Genomic DNA, 17797 nt, shown 5'->3' with positions numbered 1-17797 from the left:
GGTGGCGCTGACGTGGTCGTGGGTTTCAGCGGATGCCGAGCCAGCGCAGCTGCGAGGCGAGGCCCGCCACCTCGCGCTCGAGGACGCCGATGACCTCCTCGAGCCGCTCCGGCGTCGCCTGCGCGAGCGACATCGAGCAGCTGATGGCATCGGTCGCGGGCAGTCGGTACGGCACCACGACGGCGACGCAGACGACGTCGTCGAGCGTCTGCGAGCGCTCGATCGCGTGGCCGTTCGTACGCGCCGCCCGGATCTCCTCGAGCAGCTCGTCGAGGTCGGTGGTCGTCGACGAGGTGACCTGGAGGCGCGGATGCCGTTCGAGCTCCTCGCGCACCTCTTCGTCGGTGAGCTCGGCCAGCAGTGCCCGGCCGAGCGCGGTGGCGAAGGCGGGCACTCGTCTGCCGGTGCGCGACGGCAGACTGCGCCGGTCGGCCGCTTCGCGGGTGGCGAGGTAGATGACCTCGTCGCCGATGCGGCGGGCGAGGTTGGTCGTGCAGCCGAGCTCCGTGCGGAGCCGTTCGAGCGCCGCGGTCGCGTGGGGCGCTGCGGGGTCGCGGTCGATGTAGGAGACCCCGACGCTCAGCGCGAGCGTCGAGATGGTGAAGCGGCCCGGATCGACCTCCTCGATCCAGCGCTGCCCGAGCAGCGTCTGCAGCAGCCCGTGGAGGCTGGATCGCGGGAAACCGGTGCGCGCCGCGATCTCGGTCGCGGTGAGCGGTTCGGCGGCCTCGCCGAACAGCTCGAGGAGTTCGAGAACGCGCTTCGCGCTTTTGACGCTTGCCGATTCGCCGCCATCCGCGGCCCGTGCGGCACTCACGGGTTCGCCTCCTGCCACCGGAAGTCGGGATCAGGACCGCTCCAGGGTCCGCCGAGCGTGGACCAGGCGAGAGAGTCGTCGTCGGGGTTGGCGAGGATCGGCGGCGCGAAGTGCTCCGAGTCGTCGCGCGGCACGTAGCCGATCACGCGTCCTGCCGAGAGATCCACCCATCGCCTGGCGTTCGCGGAGACCGCCCAGACGGGGAAGGCGCCTCCCTGCTGCAGGCCGACGGTTGCGTCGACGAGCCTGCCGAGGTCGTCGGGGGAGAGCCAGGTGGCGAGCTGCCGCTTCGTGCGCGGCTCGGCGAGGACCGTCCCGATGCGGGCGAGCACGATGCGCATCCCGAACTTCGAGGCGTGCACGCGGGAGATCGCCTCGACGGCGACCTTGGATGCGCCGTAGAAGGAGCCGGGGGCGACGTCGTCGGGGGCGAGGAGGTGCGCGCGGTCGATGCCGGCCGCGCCGACGGCGTGCGCGGAGCTCGCGACGAGGACGCGGCGGACGCCGCATTCCCGCGCGGCCTCGAGCACGGTGTGGGTGCCGCGGATGTTCACGTCGATCATCGGCTCGAACCCGCCCTCGGTCGAGATGCCCGCGAGGTGCACGATCGCGGTCGCGCCCGCGAAGGCGTCCAGTAGCAGCTCGCGGTCGAGGATGTCTCCCTGCACGGCGCGCTCGCCCGGCTGGGCGGTGAGCGGCTGCCGATCGACGAGCACGAGTGCATAGCGATCCCGCAGCACCGGCCGGAGTAGGGTTCCGGCGATGCCGCCCGCTCCGGTGATGACGACCTTCTGCATCCTCGGCACCTCTCGCTTGTTACAACTTCGTGTCGGGGGGTGGATTGTGCACCGATCGTAGCGTAGATTCCTGAAGCACGTCGGGTATATGAAGTGAATTCATATACATGAACGTCTCGGAAGTTCGAACCCTTCATCGATTGAGAGCGCAGAGATGCCCAAGTCTTCCATCCTCCGTATCGGCGCGGCCGGCCTGGCGATCGCCGGACTCACCGTGCCCCTCGTGGCCTGCTCGAGCGAGCCCGCGACGACCAGCCCCGACCTTGCCGAGCAGACCATCGAGGTCTGGACCCGCAGCGATGAGACGGCCGCCGTCAACTACGAGGCGATCTTCGAGGCCTTCACGGAGGCGACCGGTATCAAGGTCGACTACGTGCCTGACCCCGACCTCGCCACGAGGCTCCAGACGGCCGCGGCGGCCGGGGACCTCCCGGACCTCGTCATCAACGACGCCTCGTCGCTCGGCTCCTACCAGACGCAAGGCCTGCTGGTGAAGGTCGACTCCTCGACCGTCGACCCCGACGGACTCGTGGGCGAGGAGCTGTGGGAGTCGGTCGTCGGCATCGACGGCGAGACCTACGGTGTCCCGTACTCCCGTCACGTCATCGGAGCGGGCATCCGCACCGACTGGCTCGAGAGCCTCGGCCTCGAGGAACCGACGACCCTCGAGGAATTCACCGAGGTCGCCTCGGCGTTCTCCGCCGAGGACCCGGACGGCGACGGCCAGGACAACTCCGACGGCTGGTCGGTCGCGCTCTCCTCGGAGTCCGGCTACGCCGCCTGGTGGACGGCGCCCTTCATCTGGTCGTACGGCGGCGACCTGGTCACCGACAACGGCGACGGCACCTACACCTCCGCGATCCTCGACGACGCCACGGTCGAGGGCGTCGAGGCCGCCAAGCAGCTCGTCTGCACCGAGCCCAGGGTCGTCCAGGCCGACGCGATCACCGCGACCACCGGGAAGGCAGCCGACCTCTTCTACAGCGGCGGCGCCGGGATCTACAGCATGGGCCCGTGGCAGATGAAGGGGCTCGACACGAACGTCGGCGCGGAGAACTGGACCGTCGTCGCGCCCGCATCCGGCCCCGAGGGCACGCAGGCGCTCGCCGAGGGCGAGAACGTCTACCTCATGGCGGGCTCCGAGGTCCCCGTGGCGCAGCTCGCGCTTGCCGAGTTCCTCGTCAGTGCCGAGGGGCAGAAGATCGGCATGACCGCGGGCGACGTGCCCTCGGTGCGGCTCTCGGTCAACAGCACGCTCGACGCCGGCGAGGTCCGGGACGACGAGCGCTGGGCGAACATCCAGGAGATCTACGAGGAGTCCGGCCACGCCTTCCCGTCGGCGATCGACTTCGCGCCGATCCGCTCGGCGGCGGGCGAAACGCTCAACGCGACCTACGCAGACTGCTCGAGCGACGTCGCCGCTCAGCTCGCCTCGCTCGATGACGCGGTGACCGAGATCCTCGACGAGCAGGGTGTGCTCGGATGACGTCTCTCGCCGAGCGGGCGATCTCGAGGCGTAGCCTCGGGGTCGCCCGGAAGGGCCAGCTCGTCATGCGCTTGAAGCTCGGTTCGATCGCGTGGGCGTTCGCGCTCCCCGCCATCGTCCTCGCGCTGCTGTTCAAGTTCATCCCGTTGTTCAACAGCTTCATCTATAGCTTCCAGAAGGTGCAGCCGTTCCTCGGCAACGAATTCATCGGGCTCGAGAACTACACCGAGGTCCTCACCGACGAGAAATTCCAGCTCGCGGCACTGCACACCGTGCAGATCGCGTTCTTCCAGACCCTCGGCGGGGTGGTCGTCGGGCTCGGGCTCGCGCTGCTGCTCGAGGGCCAGGCGCGCAGCCTCTGGTTCGTGCGCACGACCGTCTTCCTGCCCGTCGTCGCGGCAGTCGCCGTCGTCGCCGAGGCGTGGCGCTCCCTGCTCTACCCGAGCGAGCTCGGCTTCGTGAACTCGCTGCTCGGTTTCGTCGGGATCCCGCCGCTCGAGTTCCTCAACAGCCCGGGCACGGCGATCTGGACCATCATCTTCATCGGCATCTGGTCGGGCGCGCCGTACAACATGGTGATCTTCATCGCCGGACTGACGAGCATCGAGCGCGAGATGTACGAGGCCTCGGCGCTTGACGGCGCCAACCGCTGGCAGCGGCTGCGCTACATCGTGATCCCCTCGTTGCGCGCGTCCTTCGCGATCGTGCTCACGCTCGCCGCGATCCGCGCGCTGCGCGTGTTCACTGAGGTCTACGTCCTCACCGGCGGCGGGCCCGCCGGGTCCACGGATGTCTGGATGACGCGCATGTACAACGTCGGCACGATCGGCAACAACGTCGGCCAGTCCTCGGCCGCGGCGATCATCCTGCTCGTCGTCATTGGCGCGCTCGCCGCAGTCACGCAGTACATCACCAGAAGGAGGAGCGATGCCTAGGCGACGCAGCGACGTCGAGGCGCAGACCGCGACCGCGATGGGCTGGAGCGCCCGCTTCGGCCCGAACATCCTGGTGCGGGCGCTGCTCATCGCGGCGGTCCTCGCGCTCTTCCTCGGCCCCTTCCTGACGACCCTCTCGGGCGCGCTGGACGCGCGGGTGACTGCTCGGTCGATCTCGTTGTGGCCGAGTGACCCGACCATCGAGCACTTCATCACCGCCGCCGAGTACGGCATCTACGAATACCTCGGGCGATCGCTCGTCATCGTCGGCGGCGGCCTCGCGCTGCAGATCACCACCTCGGTGCTCATCGCCTACGCGATCTCGCTGCTGCACATCCCCGGCAAGCGCTTCGTGATGGCGCTCATGCTCGCGACGATCATGGTGCCCGAGGAGCTCATCGCGGTGCCGCTCGGCCTCGTGCTGCGCGACGTGCCGATCTTCGGCGGCAGCCTCATCGGCTCGATGTGGGGCGTGATCCTGCCGGTCGCGGTGTGGGGCTTCTCGGTGCTGCTGCTGTCGGAGTTCATGGCCGAGATCCCCAAGGAGCTCGTCGAGGCGGCGAAGCTCGACGGGGTCGGTCCGCTGCGGATGCTCTGGGCGATCGTCCTGCCGCTCAGCACGCCGGCGCTGGGCGTCGTCACGATCTTCGGCTTCAACATGATCTGGGATCAGTACCTGCTCCCGCTCATCGCCGCGAAGGACACTTCGGACTACACGCTCACGGTTGCCCTGCAGGGCCTCGCGGGGCAGGCGGAGGCCTCCATCGGTACCGTGCTCGCGGGATCCTTCCTCGCGCTGCTGCCCTCGCTCGTCATCTACATCCTGCTGCAGCGCTCGATGGTCCGCGGGATCACGAGCGGAGCGCTCAAGTGACGCGCGCAGCCCGAACCACCGACCACCACCCAGAAAGACGTTCGATGAACCTCGAAGGACTCCTCTTCTTCCCCGTCACCCCGTTCCGCGCCGACGGCGCCGTCGACCTCGAGGTCTTCGGTGAGCACGTGCGGGGCGGCGTGGAGCGCGGCGCGGGCGCGGTCTTCGCCGCGTGCGGCACGGGCGAGTTCGCCGCGCTCGACGGCACGGAGATCGACGAGCTGCTCGCGGTCGCCGTCGCCGAGTCGGCGGGCCGGCTGCCCGTCTTCACCGGTGCGGGCGTGGGCGTCGGACCGGCGTGCGAGCGCATCCGCCGCGCCGCCGAGCTCGGCGCGGACGGGGCTTTGCTCTTCCCGCCGAGCGGCGCAGCGAGCGGCGACACCGGCTACGTCGGGTACGTCGAGCGCGTCGCAGCGGCCAGCCCGCTGCCGATCATCGTCTACCAGCGCGCCGGCATGATCCTCTCGGTTGACGCGGCGACCCGCATCGCGCAGCTGCCGCAGGTCATCGGCCTGAAGGACGGCTCGGGGAAGATCGAGCTCGTGCAGGGCCAGGTGCGCGCGATCCGCGCCGTCCGCGAGGACTTCCTCTTCGTCAACGGCCTGCCGACGGCCGAGGTGACGATGCCCGCGTACCGGGCGGTGGGCGTCGAACGCTACTCTTCGGCCGTGTTCGCCTTCGCCCCCGACGTCGCACTGGCCTTCCACCGCGCCTTCACCGAGCACGACGTCGCCGAGCAGCAGCGCCTGCTCGACGCGTTCTTCCTGCCGCTCGCACAGCTGCGCTCGGTGCGGCCGGACTACGCAATCTCGCTGGTCAAGGCCGGCGTGGAGCTGCGCGGGCTCGCCGTGGGCTCGCCCCGCGCGCCGCTCGGCCGCCCCGAGCAGGGCGTGCTCGACGCGCTCGAAGAACTGTTGCAGGTCGAGCGCGGGCTGGTCGCCGTCCCGTGACCGAGCGCATCCGCCGGATCACGGTGACGCCCATCGCGTTCCCGGATCCGCCGCTGCTCAACTCGGCGGGCGCGCACGAGCCGCTCGCGCTGCGCGCGATCGTCGAGCTGGAGACGTCGAGCGGCGTCGTCGGCCTCGGCGAGGCGCACGGCAGCGCGCGGCTCCTCGCCGAGATGGGCGAGATCGCGGATGCGCTGCTCGAGCTGCCCGTGCATGCGACCGCCGAGGCCGGCGCCCGCGTCGCCGCGATCCTGGGGCGGGCGCGGGGCGACCGCGCCTTCGCCCCGTTCGAGGTCGCGATGCTCGACGCCTTCGCGCGGCTCCTCGGCGTGCCGCTCGTCGAGCTGCTCGGCGGGGCGGTGCGCGAACGCGTCGAGTTCTCCGGTTACCTCTTCTACAAGTGGGCGGGGCACCTGGACGAGGAGCGGCCCGACGCCTGGGGCGAGGTCGCGACGCCCGAGCAGCTGGTCGGGCTCGCGCGGCGCTTCGAGGCGAGCGACGGGTTCCGCTCCTGGAAGCTCAAGGGCGGCGTGCGCCCCATCGCCGAGGAGCTCGAGGGCGTCCGCGCGCTGCGGCACGCGTTCCCGGACTCGCCCGTGCGGATCGACCCGAACTGCCGCTGGAGCCTCGACGCGTCCGTCGAGGCCGCGCAGCAGCTGGACGGGGTCGCGGAGTACCTCGAAGACCCCTGCCTCGGCCTCGCGGCGATGCGCGAGCTGCGTGAGCGGGTCGCGGTGCCGCTCGCCACGAATATGCTCGCCGAGGACTTCGACGCCCACCTGCCGGTGATCGCCGAGCGCGCGGCCGACATTGTGCTGCTCGACCACCACGTCGTTGGCGGGCTTCGCCGCGCCGTCACCCTCGCGTCGCTCTGCGAGGCGGCGGGCATCGGCCTGTCGATGCACTCGAACTCGCACCTCGGCATCTCCTTCGCCGCGATGATCCACCTCGCTGCGGCCGTGACGGGCGACGTCCGCACGAATGACACCCACTACCCCTGGAACCGCGAGCACGACATCATCGTCGGTGGCCCGATCCCGATCGAGGGCGGCACCGTCGCGGTGCCCGGCGCTCAGGGACTCGGCGTGGAGCTCGACCACGAGCTCCACGCCATCGCGCATGAGCGCTATCTCGCCTCGGACATCCGGGAGCGCAACGACGGGGCGTACGCGCGGCGGCTCGTACCGGGCTTCAGCGGCGGCCTCGGCCGCTGGACGGCCCGGCGCTCCGGCTGGGTGGTCGGGTCGTGAGCCCCGCCGAGCTCGTCGGGTACGCCTACCCGTGGGATGCGGGTGACCGCCTCGCCCGCGTGCTCGACGAGCTCGCGCCCCACCGTCTCGCCGTCGCAGGGCTCTACCACGCCGTCCGCGCGGCGAGCTTCGCCGACGGCGTGCCGCGCGTCGTGGACGCGTGGCACGCCGCGAGCTACCTCGGCACTTCGCGCTGGCGGGACGCGGCGATCCGGCCGCTGCCGCCGAGCGGCTGGGCGTCCGGCGATGCCTTCGGCCGCACGAGCGAGCTCGCCCGCTCCCGCGGCATCGCCGTCGACGCCTGGCTTGTGCTCACCCACCTCGACGGCTCGACCGGCCGCGAGCACTTCGCGGTCGACGCGAGCGGCACGACGCTTCACCACACCGTCTGCCACGCGGGCACCGGCATGCGCGAGCACGCCCGCGCCGCCGTGCTCGCCGCGGCCGACGCGGGCAGCGACGGCATCGTGCTCGAGGCCATCGCCTCGCTCGGTGCTGATCATCCCGTCGGCCACGACAAGACCGCCTCCCTGCGGCGGAGCGCGACCGTGCGGCGCTTCGCTTCCTGGTGCTTCTGCGATGACTGCCGCACGCGCAGAGGCGACGCGGGCGAGCGGCTACGCAGCGTCGTCGACGACGTCCTCACCGGGCGCGTGGATCCCGGGACGCCCGACGCGGTCGCCGCAGCGGCCTCCCTCGTGCTCGAACGGCTCGCAACGCTGCGCGTGCTCGTCGCCGAGCTCGCCGCGACGGCGCGCGATGCGGGCATCGAGCGGATCGCGGCGTTCGTCACGGCGGCGCCCGACGCCTTCTCGCCCGCACTGCCGCTGCTCGCACTGCCCGAGGGCGCGGTGGACACGGCGATCGTCCCCGCCTGGGGGCCGCCGGCCGCCGCGGCCGAGGAGCTCGGGATCGTCACGCGCCGAAGTGGCGTCCGCACCGGCGCATACGTGTCGGTGCTCCCCGAGTCCGGCATCCACCGCAGCACGCGCGCCGAGGCAGAACGCCTGGGCGCCGACGAACTGCATCTCTACCACCTTGGACTCGCTGACGACGAGGTTCTCCGCGCCTGGAGACCCTGACCCCCATCCACCGCATCACCGAGAGGAACCAACATGACACGTCCCGCCGGCAGACGCCGCATGGCGCTCGCGATCGCGACCGCGACCGCGATCACCCTCCTCACCCCCGCCGCCGCGTTCGCGACACCCGAGCAGGCGGATGCCGCGGCGAGCGTCACGACCGAGGTCGTCGCCGACGACGCCAGCTACCAGGCGCGGCGCACCCAGGGCGGCGGGCTGTACGACGCCGTCTCCGACACCACATACATCGTCTGGAACGCCTCGGCGATGGACATCTGGATCCGCGGGTACGACCACCCGAGCGAGAGCTGGGAGGACCCGATCAAGGTCGCCGCCTGGGGCAACACCGGCACCTGGGCGTACCACGACTATGCCGTGCTCGACCAGTTGCCCGACGGCCGCCTCGTCGTCTACGGCTCGCACCACACGAGCGATCTCGTGCAGCACGTCGCACCGACGCCGCACTCCGCCCAGGGCACCTGGACGAGCAGCACGGTCTCCACGGACCTTGTCGCCTACCCCGAGCCGGTCGTGCTCGACGGCACTGTGTACCTCTCCTACAACCGCAACGATGACCAGAGCTTGCCGTACCGGACGTACAAGATGATCCGCTCGAGCGACAACGGCACGACCTGGAGCGGCCCCTCGAACATCATCGACACGGGCAAGACCGAGGAGGGCTTCGACGAGGTCTACGTGAAGAGCGCCGACGCCGTCGACGGCAGGGTCTGCCTCACCTGGACGCTCGCGGGCGGCACCGCGCACAACGCCGCGAGCCGCAACCTCTACGCCGCCTGCTACGACCCGTCCCAATCTCGCATGGAGACCCTCCCAGGTGCCTCGCTCGGCACGACCGTCGACGCCGGTGACCTCGCGGCCACGCTCGTGCTGGCGGCGCCCACCTCTGCCGCGGTCGCACACCCGGTACAGCTCGCCTCGATCGCGCTCGATCCGGCGACGGACGAGCTCGTCGTCGGCGTCGGCGTGACGCTCGACGGGGTCGGGCAGGTGCTCGTCGGCCGCCAGGGGAGCGGCGGATGGAACTGGACGACGGTGCAGAGCGGAAGCTCTCGCTTCCGTGACATGACCGCCGACGAGGGGCAGATCGAAGTGCTCAGCATGACCGGCACCACGACGCTCAGGGCCGACGTCGTGAGCGGCGCCACGGTGACGAACCTGTGGTCGACGGCCGTGCCGTATGGCACCAGCGGGGCCGACGATAGCTACACCACGAACTTCATCGAGCACCGTGACTCCATCACCGCCGTGATCGCCACGATCAACGTCGCGAGCCGCACGAGCGACTACAGCGGCAGCTGGCCTGTCGCCGTCGTGCACCGTTGACCCTGCTGCGCCGCGCAGCGGACGACGCGATGGTGCCGGCCATCCAGGCTCCCCGGGCCGGATGCTGCGGATCAGAAGCGGTGTGCGGGCACCTCGAACACCACGGTGTCGACGACGGTGTCGTCCGGCCAGGCGACCGAGACGCTGTCGCGATCGCCGACGGTGAGCGTCGGCCGCGCCGCCCGCTCGCGGTCGCCCCGCAGCGACACGAGCACGCCGATGACCGCGCCGTCGGCGAGCGAGCCCGGGACCGCCCGCGCGAGCGGAACGGCCGTGCGCGGCCCGAGCGGGCTCACGTCGCGCAGTCGCCGCAGCCCCGGCTCGAGGGGTCCGGCGACGAGCTGCAGCCCGCTGCGCAGCCCCGCCGCCGTCACTGCCTCGATGCCGTGCGCCGTGGCGCGCGCCGAGGGCTCTGCGGCATCGTCGATCGGCCAGCCGCTGCACTCGAGTCCCAGCCGTGCGAGCGGCACGCCATCGGAAGCCTCGTCGACGCAGATGAGGCGCAGTTCGTCCACGCCGTGCACGATCGAGGCGACCGTCACCCACGGGCCGAGCAGTGCGGTGCCGCGCCGTGGGTGTCCGGCGTCGTAATCGTCGTCCCGGTCGAGCATCCAGTGCGCCCGCGCGCGACTCAGGCGCGCACGGCCCTGCGTGGGGAGGCGCTCGAAGCCGGTGCGGTGCGAGCCGCGGCCCACGCCGTCGACGAGCACGACGGCGTTGTCGAGCGGGCGATCCCACGACGCAGCGCTGACCGGCGGCACGGTGGCGGTGGAGTACGCGAGTCTCGCGTACCAGGGGGAGTCAGATCGCTGCTCACCCGGGAGGGCGTGGTCTGTGCCGTGGTTCGTGACGCGCACGATGCCGTCGGCGGGCGCCGAGACGAGCTCCCAGCCCGCGGCCTCGATGACGTCGCGCTGCGGGCCCCGCTCGACCAGCAGCTCGGCTTCGCGGGCCGTCCAGACCGGATGGTCGGCGGGCAGCATGAGCCCGGCCATGCCCTTGACGGCCCAATACGGCGAGCCCGGGCCGGAGTAGCTCTGCGACATCGCGGGCCACGACTGCCCGAGTCCCTGGGTGAGGAGCCCCCGCTCGTCCGGCGCGCCGCGGCGCAGGAAGGAGCCGAGCATGCCGGAGGCCGCCCTGCGCAGCATGCCTGGATCGGGCAGCGACGCGCGGCGGGCCGGGTCGAGCTCCTCCTCGTCGAGCGTGGCCGCGAGCCACAGCGGTGCCGCGGGGGCGAAGCGGTAGATGAGGCTCCTGCCCTGCAGCAGGGGCGTGCCGTCCGCGCCGATGAGGGCGAGCAGCCGCGGCAGTGCGTCGGCGAGGCGCTCGGCGTAGCGCCTGCGTCGCCCGTGCTCGCAGGCCTCGCCAGCCATACGCGCCCACAGCAGCGGGTAGAAGTGCAGCGCCCAGCAGTTGTAGTGGTCGTAGGCGCGCTCCTCGCCGTCGCTCATCCAGCCGTCCGCGCGTACGAGTGTCTCGTGGAATGCGAGATCGGCCTCGAGCTGCTCCCCGGAGGCGCTGCCGCCGTGCCGCCGCAGGAAGGTCGAGACGACGATGCGGAACCACACCCAGTTGTTCGCGTGGTGAAACGATGCCGCGGAGCGTGCAAGCCACGCCAGCACGCGCTCGCGCGTGCGGTCGTCGAGCTCGTCCCAGAGCCACGGCTCGGTGAGCCAGAGGGAGAGCGCAATCGACGCCGCCTCCACCCGCGCCTGCGGTACGGCGTCCGGCAGCGGCCAGGCGTCCGGCGCACTCGGATCGACGCCGGCGCGGATGCCGTCGGCAAGCCGTTGCGCGAGCCCGCCGTCGCCGCGTTCGCCGCGAAGCCGGAAGGCCGCGAGCAACATCGTGCGGGCGAAGCCCTCAAGACCGTCGGAGTGCCTGCCGCTGTGGCTCGGGGGGCCCGGCAGCTGGATGAGCGCGCCGCCGGGCGAGGCATAGGGGCGCACCGAGCGCAGCATGTGGTCGGCGAGTTCCGCCCAGTGGGCGCGGCCGAGCCCGGTCAGCGGCGAGCGGGGGTCAGCGGGCTCCGAGAGCGCCGGATGGTTGGGAAGCATCCCCGACAGCTTCGCCGGGATCCGGCGCGAACCGCAAGCGACGTCAGCAACGGAGGACACGACAATGACAACGGACGACCGGCCCGCGGGCCTGCTGCTCATGAACGACCTCGCCCACCGTATGCACTTCGATGCCGCCAGGCATGCCGAGCTGGAGCGCCGGATCCGGCTCGTGGCGCCCTCGCCACGCACCTTGCTCGAGGGGCTCGACGACGCGGCGCTCGCCGAGGTCGAGGTCATCGTGAGCTCCTGGGGCGCCCCGGAGCTCGACGAGGCGGCGATGGCGCGGCTGCCCGGTCTGCGCGCGCTGTTGCACGGGGCGGGAAGCGTTCGAGGCATCGTCACCGAGGCGCTGTGGTCGCGCGGCGTCGAGGTGACGAGCAACGTCGACGCGAACGCCGTGCCCGTCGCGGAGTTCGCGCTCGCGGCGATCGTGTTCGCCGGCAAGCAAGCGTTCCGCCTCGGTCGCGATGGCGGCGCCCAGCTCGATGGGCGGCGCGAGCTCGGCGAGCGCTTCGACCTGTCGAACTATGAGCGGACGATCGGGATCGTCGGCTTTTCGCGCATCGGGCGCCGCGTCGTCGAGCTGCTTCGCGTCGTGCTGCCGACGGCGAGGATCCTGGTGCACGACCCCTACGTCGACGCCGACGCGGTCGCAACGGCGGGTGCCGAGTTGCTCCCGCTCGAGCGCATCCTGCCACAGGTGAGCGTGCTCTCGCTGCACGCGCCGGCGCTCGACAGCACGCGCGGCATGATCGGCGCCGCGGAGCTCGCGGCGCTGCCGGACGGTGCAACGCTCGTCAACACTGCGCGCGGCGCCCTCGTGGACCACGCAGCGCTCGAATCCGCCTGCGCGAGCGGGCGACTGTCTGCAGTGCTCGACGTGACAGAGCCCGAGCCGCTGCCCGCCGACTCGCCGCTGCGGGCGATGCCGAACGTGTTCCTCACGCCGCACATCGCGGGCTCGCTCGGCAGCGAGGTGCACCGGATGACGGACGAGACGCTCGCCGAGCTCGACCGCTTCCGGCGCGGCGAGGCACTCGCGCACCGCCTCACCCTGGCCGTGCTCACAACCTCCGCGTGAGCCCGCGCGGCTCGCGACGCGGCGGCTGCGAGGATCGCAGGCGTGATGTGCAGATGATCGAACCCGCGGGCGGGCTGCTCGTCGCCCTGGTCATTGCCGTCTGGGCGATCACGGGGCCGGTGTGGGTATCATCGGGTGCTTCCGCTCGAGAGCGAGGGAGGGTTCGTCACGAACCGGCTCACGCCGGGCAAGATCATCCTCGGCGAGCTCGGCGGCATCGAGACCGGCATCCGACAGCTGATCCGAACGCGCCCACTCGAGACCCAACGGGTCACGCTGCCGTCGGGGCGCTCACTCACCGTTCCGACGATGGCAGAGACGCTGCGCGTAAAGGGATTCCTCATCGTGAGGCGCAATCAGAGTGACCTGCGTCCGCCCCACCCGAATACCGTCGGCCGCGGCCGGCTGGGTTGGTTGCTTCAGCGCCCGTTCTGCGGGAGTCGCCCTGAAGCCAGCGGCTCAGAGTGAAAGGTGGAACCGCAGCGCCGCGTCGACCGACGCGAGAAGCGGCGCGGGAAGACGACCGACGACGCGCCGCACGCGGGCTGCCGAGATCGAACGCACCTGCTCGGCCTGCGCCTTGGACGGTACTCGAAGGCCGGCGGCAGTCAGATCGTCATCGCCGAAGATCGGCACCTGGAATGCGTCGAAGACCCGCGACACGTTGGACGTCACCGGAACGACCGTGATCGTCCCTCGGCCGAGCCGCTCGACGGCGAGGTTGGCGCCCTCGTTGCTCACAACCACTGCGGGCCTGAGCTTCGCAGCCTCACCCGCCAGCGCCGGATCGAGGTCGACCAATACGACGTCACCGCGCCTCACGAGTCGATGCCGTCTGCCGTCGTGGCCTCCCACTCCACATCCGTATCGGAACTCGACCAGTCTGCGAACGCGACGGCGTACTCCCTGGCCGCGTGAACCTCGCGCGCCGTGCGGATGACCTCGTGCACTGCGGCTGAGCGATTACCGTCGAAGGACTCTGCGAGCGCGTCGAGGAAGCGGAGATCGTCGTCGGGAAGACTGACGCTGAGCTTGGTCATACTCCGATACTACTCTGGTCGTACCGTCGCTTTCCGCGCCGTTGACCCCCGGGCTGACCCCGTTTGTTCGGTCCGACCCGTGCCCGGGATACCCGCAGCGACCGGGTTCAGCCCCGGACCCTGCGTGCTCGGCAGGGTCTGGCTCGGCACTGACTCGCGACCGAACGGCACCCAGCGGGTGCGCACGCTCCTTCCAACATGCTGCGGGATGTGGCGTAGCCGTTCGCCTGCGACAATCGACCATGGTCCTCGAACCACGGATGCTGCAGCCGCCGATCGAGCTCCCGGCCGACGCCGCCCTCCCGCGCGGTTTCATGGTGCGTCGCCCTCGGGTCGCCGACCAGCCCGCGGTCGTCGCCGCGATCCCCGACTGGTGGGGCATGCCCGGCACCTCGATCCACCTGCTCCTGCCACCCCTGTTCTTCCAGCACTTCAGCGACACGAGCTTCCTCGCCGAGGACGCTGACGGCCTCGCCGCTTTCCTCATCGGGTTCCACTCGCAGGCACAGCCCGGCGTCGCCTACGTCCACTTCGTCGGCGTCCGCCCCGACCTCCGCCAGGCGGGGCTCGCACGCACGCTCTACGAGACGTTCTTCGCCGAGGCACGAGCGGCCGGATGCCACCGCGTCGACGCGATCACGGGGGTGCCGAACCGTCGCTCCCAGGCGTTCCATGCGGCGCTCGGATTCGAGGCATCCGGCGACGCCGACTTCGACGGTGTGCGGGCTTGGCACGACTACGACGGCCCGGGCGAGCACCGCGTGGCGTTTTCACGGGCGCTCTGACTCACAAAACGTGCGCGGCACTAGGTGTGACGTCCAGGGACGCCCTGCGGGCAATCCGATCCAACTGTGTTGCCCCGGTCGATGAGAGCCCGTCACCTTCTGATCCTGTCGAGGCGCTGGTCCGCCATCCTGCATCCCAGCGGATGCAGGTCGCGCGATGTGGGTCAACCGCCCCAGAAAGTACTGTCGCTGAGAGCGCTCCCGCGCTACAGTCGGTTCCGTCGTGTTCACCCAAACATGACGACGCGCCGAGTTCCCGATGACGCGCCTCCGCCCCCCACGGAGAAGACATGCCCAATATCATGCTGTGCCCGTTACCCGTTGAATCACACCTGACCTCGCCGGCTGGTGCACCTGTGCCCAGGCGACGGGCGGCCGAGCGATGAACGTCGCCGCACCGCACCGTCGCGGCCTGACCGCGCTCGTCGCGGCCGCCGCGGCGCTCCTCGTCGGCGGCATCATCGCTGGTTCATCGTTCCTCGATCGGCTGATGACCTTGCTGCCACCGGTGCCCGGCGCTCGTGCCGCGGTCGGCTTCGTCGCGATCGTGGCGATCGGCGCGTTCGTCTGGCTGTTCATGCACCTCAGCGATCTGGCCCGGGCCCGCTCGCGACGAGCCGCGCTCGAAGACACGATGCGGGGCGAGGTGAGCTGCGGCATCCGGAGCCGGATGCTCGTACGCAGCCTGAACGAGCTTCTGCCCGAAGGGTCGCGCGAAGTGCGCCTCGCGCGACGCTACTCGATCGTCGTCGACCCCTCCGGCATCTCATTCTGGAACGGCGGGCGCCGGCCGCGGCGCGCGATCCAGTTCCCGTGGCGCGAGGTGCGCAACATCCGCAGCGACACGATCGTGGTTGGCACCTCAGTGGTGCCCGTGCTCGTGATGCGCGTGCGCCGGCGCGGCACGAGCGTCGAGTTGCCGATCATGCTCGGCAACGAACGGCCCGGTTCGTTCGCGCTCAGCGAGGCTCCGTTCTACGCGGTCGTGCGCAGCTGGAAGGCCAAGCACCGCGACGCGCTGAAGGCCGAGGGGCTCGAGCTGAGCCCGCAGACGGCACCTACTGCGCTGGGCCGGTCGAGGTCGCAGCTCGCGATGCGCTGAGCTCCGCGACATCCGCTCGGTTCAGCGGATGACGCCCCACGGCAAAAACGGATTCGACGGCGGGTAGAATCTCATCGTGCTCATCTGCCTCACCGCGAGTCACAAGAACGCCGGGTTCGATACGCTCGAGCGTCTTTCGGCGAACGCGGAACACGCCGCGCCGCGCATCCTCGCGGTCGACGACGCGGTTCAGGGCGCCGTCGTAGTGGCCACGTGCAATCGCTTCGAGGCCTACCTCGATCTCGACGCGCCTGAAGGCTCGTCGCCGGTTCCGCTCGTGCACGAGGCGATTCGCGCGGTGGGCACCGCTGCAGGCCTCGAGCCTGAAGAGCTGCGCACGACCTTCGGCTTCGTCCACGGCAACGCCGTGGCCGGCCACCTGTTCGCCGTGGCAGCCGGACTCGAATCCGTCGTCATCGGCGAGGGCGAGATCGCCGGCCAGGTGCGCCGTTCGCTCGAACGCGCTCGCGCCGAAGGCACGACGACCCCTGATCTCGAGCGCCTCTTCCAGCGCGCCTCGCAGACCTCGCGCCGCGTGAAGAACGAGACCGGCATCGGCGGCGCAGGCCGCTCGCTCGTGCGCCTCGCCCTCGACCTCGCCGAGAGCCGCGTGCCCGACTGGGCCGAGACCCGGGTACTGCTCGTCGGCACGGGCCGCTACGCCGGCGCCTCGCTTGCGGCGCTGCGCGAGCGCGGCGCGACCGACGTGCGCGTCTACTCCCCCTCGGGCCGCGCCGGCAAGTTCGCGGCGAGCCACGCGATCGACGCCGTGACCAAGGGCGACTACGCGGTCGCCGCGGCGAGCGCCGACATCATTGTCACGTGCACCACGGTCGAGCACCACGTGGTCGACAAGGCGGTGCTCATCGAGGGTCGCGAGGTGCTCGCGGCATCCGCTTCCGATGCCGCCAAGCCCGGTGCCCGGCAGCTCGTGGTCGATCTCGGCCTGCCCCGCAATGTCGCCCCAGACGTCGCCGAGGTGCCCGGCGTCGACCTGCTCGACCTCGAGACCATTCGCATCCATGCGCCGCTCGAAGAGCTCGGAGCCACGGATGCCGCCCGCGAGATCGTCGGCCGCGCCGCCCGCACCTTCGGCGAGTCACGCGAAGAGCTCGACGTCGCCCCGGCGGTCGTCGCCCTGCGCAAGCACGTGTTCGGCATCCTCGAAGACGAGATCGAGCGCGCTCGCGCCCGTGGCGACGAAGACGGCCGTACCGAGGCAGCGCTTCGCCACCTGGCCGGCGTGCTGTTGCACACCCCGATGGTGCGCTCGCGCGAGCACGCACGCGCCGGCGAGCAGCGCGCCTGGGTCGACGGTGTCGCCGCGGTCTTCGGTGTGACGCCGGATGCCGCTGCGTCCGAGGTGTCGCGGCCGCAGTCGGCGGCCGGGGCTGCCGACGCGTCCTGAGCTTCGGCCGTCGGCGAGATTGTTCCGCTGAGGCATCCGCTAGTGGAATCAGTAGATTTGTAGACGTGCACGAGACAGCGGAGCCCACGGTGGATGACGAGCGCGCGAAGCTCGCGGCTGCCGACGGGCCGCCCGCCCTCGCCGTGCCGTTCGACGCGACCCCCCTCGACGCGACGCCGCTGCGCACGGAGCGCATGGTGCTTCGCCCGCTCCTGCCGAGCGACGCCGACGACGTCTACGAGTACCAGCGATTGCCCGAGGTGCTGCGGTTCATCCCGTGGCCGGAGCGCGACCGGGTTGAGGGCCGGCAGCACACCGAGAAGCGCGCCGCGTGGCGCACGATCGCCGACGACGATGACGCACTGATCTTCGCGATGGTGCTCGTGGGTGAGCCCTCGGTCTCGATCTCTCGCGAGGGCGCCAAGGGCGACCGCGTGATCGGCGACCTGATGCTGCGGGTGTCGAGTGTGGAGCATGCGCAACTCGAGATCGGCTGGGTCGTGCATCCCGCGTTTCAGGGCCGCGGACTCGCGCTCGAGGGCGCGCGCGAGGTGCTGCGGTTCGCGTTCGAGTCGCTCAGGGCGCACCGCGTGCATGCCCTGCTCGCCGCACGCAACCTCGCGTCGGCAGCGCTGTGCGAGCGCCTCGGAATGCGCCGCGAGGGAACGATGCTCGAGGAGGAGTACCACTACGGCGAGTGGGAGGACTCGGCGGTCTACGGCATCCTCCGGCGCGAGTGGGCGGCCTACCTCTAGGGCGTGTCCGACAAATGCGGACCGCGCT

The 17797-nt window shown here is 71.0% G+C and carries 18 protein-coding genes; 13 read left to right on the top strand and 5 right to left on the bottom strand.

Features of this window, described 5'->3' with window-relative positions; translation table 11 throughout:
• Positions 1 to 25: 25 nt before the first annotated feature.
• Together J7E25_RS18250 and J7E25_RS02355 are read right to left on the bottom strand one after the other, a co-directional pair.
• Positions 26 to 817, bottom strand: coding sequence for an IclR family transcriptional regulator (locus J7E25_RS18250; RefSeq protein WP_214867554.1), 792 nt, complete (start codon positions 815 to 817; stop codon positions 26 to 28).
• Positions 814 to 1614, bottom strand: a complete 801-nt coding sequence (locus J7E25_RS02355; RefSeq protein ID WP_214867552.1) for an NAD(P)-dependent oxidoreductase — start codon at positions 1612 to 1614, stop codon at positions 814 to 816. Before J7E25_RS02355 ends, J7E25_RS18250 begins: the two co-directional genes overlap by 4 nt.
• 154 nt (positions 1615 to 1768) lie before the next feature.
• Between J7E25_RS02355 and J7E25_RS02350 the strand changes: the two genes are divergently transcribed.
• From J7E25_RS02350 to J7E25_RS02320, 7 genes are read left to right on the top strand one after another with little or no spacing between them, the layout of a single operon-like run.
• Entirely contained in the window at positions 1769 to 3100 is a 1332-nt protein-coding gene (locus J7E25_RS02350) for an ABC transporter substrate-binding protein (RefSeq protein ID WP_214867550.1), read from the top strand.
• Positions 3097 to 4035: a carbohydrate ABC transporter permease gene (locus J7E25_RS02345; RefSeq protein ID WP_214867548.1), complete on the top strand. Its 939-nt coding sequence runs from the start codon at positions 3097 to 3099 to the stop codon at positions 4033 to 4035. Before J7E25_RS02350 ends, J7E25_RS02345 begins: the two co-directional genes overlap by 4 nt.
• Entirely contained in the window at positions 4028 to 4909 is an 882-nt protein-coding gene (locus J7E25_RS02340; protein ID WP_214867546.1) for a carbohydrate ABC transporter permease, read from the top strand. Before J7E25_RS02345 ends, J7E25_RS02340 begins: the two co-directional genes overlap by 8 nt.
• A 44-nt stretch (positions 4910 to 4953) precedes the next feature.
• Positions 4954 to 5859 (top strand): 5-dehydro-4-deoxyglucarate dehydratase, encoded by a 906-nt coding sequence (locus tag J7E25_RS02335; protein ID WP_214867544.1) that lies wholly within the window; start codon positions 4954 to 4956, stop codon positions 5857 to 5859.
• Positions 5856 to 7109: an enolase C-terminal domain-like protein gene (locus J7E25_RS02330; RefSeq protein WP_214867542.1), complete on the top strand. Its 1254-nt coding sequence runs from the start codon at positions 5856 to 5858 to the stop codon at positions 7107 to 7109. Before J7E25_RS02335 ends, J7E25_RS02330 begins: the two co-directional genes overlap by 4 nt.
• Positions 7106 to 8191, top strand: coding sequence for a hypothetical protein (locus tag J7E25_RS02325; protein WP_214867540.1), 1086 nt, complete (start codon positions 7106 to 7108; stop codon positions 8189 to 8191). The genes J7E25_RS02330 and J7E25_RS02325 overlap by 4 nt, the downstream gene beginning before the upstream one ends.
• 33 nt (positions 8192 to 8224) lie before the next feature.
• On the top strand, positions 8225 to 9535 hold the full coding sequence (locus tag J7E25_RS02320; RefSeq protein ID WP_214867538.1) for a BNR-4 repeat-containing protein: 1311 nt from the start codon (positions 8225 to 8227) through the stop codon (positions 9533 to 9535).
• A 71-nt stretch (positions 9536 to 9606) separates the two neighbouring features.
• Here J7E25_RS02320 and J7E25_RS02315 read toward each other — a convergent pair whose 3' ends face one another.
• On the bottom strand, positions 9607 to 11595 hold the full coding sequence (locus tag J7E25_RS02315; protein WP_214867536.1) for a DUF2264 domain-containing protein: 1989 nt from the start codon (positions 11593 to 11595) through the stop codon (positions 9607 to 9609).
• A gap of 64 nt (positions 11596 to 11659) precedes the next feature.
• On the opposite strand from J7E25_RS02315, the gene J7E25_RS02310 reads away from it, so the two are divergent.
• Both J7E25_RS02310 and J7E25_RS02305 read left to right on the top strand, forming a co-directional pair.
• Positions 11660 to 12679: a hydroxyacid dehydrogenase gene (locus J7E25_RS02310; protein ID WP_251038703.1), complete on the top strand. Its 1020-nt coding sequence runs from the start codon at positions 11660 to 11662 to the stop codon at positions 12677 to 12679.
• A gap of 135 nt (positions 12680 to 12814) precedes the next feature.
• Positions 12815 to 13147 carry a hypothetical protein gene (locus J7E25_RS02305; protein ID WP_214867534.1) on the top strand — a complete coding sequence of 111 codons (333 nt, stop codon included), beginning with the start codon at positions 12815 to 12817 and terminating at the stop codon, positions 13145 to 13147.
• Here the strand turns inward: J7E25_RS02305 and J7E25_RS02300 are convergent.
• The gene (locus tag J7E25_RS02300; RefSeq protein ID WP_214867532.1) at positions 13139 to 13501 is read right to left on the bottom strand and encodes a type II toxin-antitoxin system PemK/MazF family toxin; all 363 of its coding nucleotides are present in this window, start codon (positions 13499 to 13501) and stop codon (positions 13139 to 13141) included. The genes J7E25_RS02305 and J7E25_RS02300 overlap by 9 nt on opposite strands.
• Entirely contained in the window at positions 13498 to 13719 is a 222-nt protein-coding gene (locus J7E25_RS02295; protein WP_214867530.1) for a ribbon-helix-helix domain-containing protein, read from the bottom strand. The genes J7E25_RS02300 and J7E25_RS02295 overlap by 4 nt, the downstream gene beginning before the upstream one ends.
• Positions 13720 to 13961: 242 nt before the next feature.
• Between J7E25_RS02295 and J7E25_RS02290 the strand changes: the two genes are divergently transcribed.
• From J7E25_RS02290 to J7E25_RS02275, 4 genes are all read left to right on the top strand, one after another.
• Positions 13962 to 14504: a GNAT family N-acetyltransferase gene (locus J7E25_RS02290; RefSeq protein WP_214867528.1), complete on the top strand. Its 543-nt coding sequence runs from the start codon at positions 13962 to 13964 to the stop codon at positions 14502 to 14504.
• Between the two features lie 382 nt (positions 14505 to 14886).
• On the top strand, positions 14887 to 15606 hold the full coding sequence (locus J7E25_RS02285; protein ID WP_214867526.1) for a hypothetical protein: 720 nt from the start codon (positions 14887 to 14889) through the stop codon (positions 15604 to 15606).
• Positions 15607 to 15682: 76 nt separating this feature from the next.
• Positions 15683 to 17014, top strand: a complete 1332-nt coding sequence (locus tag J7E25_RS02280; protein WP_214867524.1) for a glutamyl-tRNA reductase — start codon at positions 15683 to 15685, stop codon at positions 17012 to 17014.
• Between the two features lie 65 nt (positions 17015 to 17079).
• Entirely contained in the window at positions 17080 to 17769 is a 690-nt protein-coding gene (locus J7E25_RS02275; protein WP_214867522.1) for a GNAT family N-acetyltransferase, read from the top strand.
• The last annotated feature ends 28 nt before the right edge of the window (positions 17770 to 17797 follow it).

Source organism: Agromyces sp. ISL-38 (assembly GCF_018613935.1).
Taxonomy (GTDB): Bacteria; Actinomycetota; Actinomycetes; order Actinomycetales; family Microbacteriaceae; genus Agromyces.
The sequence above is the reverse complement of the archived record's forward strand: the minus strand, read 5'-3'. Positions and strand labels throughout refer to the sequence as shown.